1 protein-coding gene is annotated in these 1112 nt (G+C 55.2%); it reads left to right on the forward strand.

Annotated features, from left to right (window positions below; translation table 11 throughout):
* Positions 1 to 73: 73 nt before the first annotated feature.
* Positions 74 to 889 (forward strand): IS5 family transposase, encoded by an 816-nt coding sequence (locus GWG54_RS20565; RefSeq protein ID WP_167939486.1) that lies wholly within the window; start codon positions 74 to 76, stop codon positions 887 to 889.
* Positions 890 to 1112: the final 223 nt, after the last annotated feature.

Raw genomic sequence — 1112 nt, forward strand, 5'->3', positions numbered from 1 at the left:
TGCTCCGTTGAACGGCCCTTCCTTCTGCGGATTGTATCGTTGATTTCAGGGGATTTGGACGCCGTCTGGCGATATGGGGCGTCTCAAAAACCTTGCACGAACGTTTCAGGAGTTCGCCACGACCCACGTAGCGGAGCCAGACGTACCCGCCGTCGCCGACAGCGACGACGGGTACGACAAGTCGACAAAGATCGCGCTTCTCCTGCTCAGAGAGGAGATCGACAAACCGCTCCGGAAACTCGAAGACTATCTCAACGAGATGCCCGGTATTCTTGACGTACTGGGTATCGAGAAGTCACCGGACTACACGTCGTTTAGCAAGTGGGACGCTGAATTTCCGATGCAGGAGTTGCGCCGCCTGCTCCGCCGAAGCGCGGAGCAGGCGGGGCTCTCGGGAACGGCGTCGATTGACGCAAGTGGCTTCCAACGTGATCAGGCCAGCTCACACTACCGGAATCGTGTGGGCTACTCGTTCAACGCTCTGAAGACGACGCTGTTAGTTGACACGGAGTCACTTGCAATCATGGACGCTCATTTCACGACGAAGAAAGCCTATGACGGGCATATCGGGTTGCAGGTCTTCCGGCGGAACGCCGGAGACCTGCAAACGCTTCTGGCTGATAAGATGTACTCGTGGGCAGACCTCCGAGAGGCCTGTCGTGCAGCGTTGACGCGACCGGTGATCAAACACTGTGAGAAAAATGCACTCAAGAAGGCTCACAACGCCAGAATTGACGACGATATCTACAACCAGCGGTCAATGAGCGAGACGGTGTTTGCGATGCTGAAAGACGATGGTGATGAACTTCGCTCCCGGAGTTGGCACGGCCAATTCCGGGAGCTCACACGGAAGTGCATCGTACATAACCTCGCGCAGGCGGCGAGTTAGGGCTCGCCGCCTGCTCCCCTTCTCTGGACGTATTCGAGAGAGGCATCGCCATCGTCCATCTCAGACTTCACGTGGTATCTTGTGAAACTGATGTTTTGATCACCGAGCAAGTCGACTGAAATTGAATCGTCTGATCTCAGAATCTACCGATAGAGCGTCGGTACTGATGGAAAATTGAATGTCACAATTTCGATGCTGCCGCTGTCTTGCGTTCAACACTGCA

The sequence above is a fragment of the Natronococcus sp. JC468 genome, assembly GCF_012163165.1.
In the GTDB taxonomy this organism is placed as follows: domain Archaea; phylum Halobacteriota; class Halobacteria; order Halobacteriales; family Natrialbaceae; genus Natronococcus; species Natronococcus jeotgali.

Excerpts from the sequence above, each read along its gene's own strand:
- GWG54_RS20565 (WP_167939486.1), top strand. The coding sequence starts at position 74 with ATGGGGCGTCTCAAAAACCTTGCACGAACGTTTCAGGAGTTCGCCACG.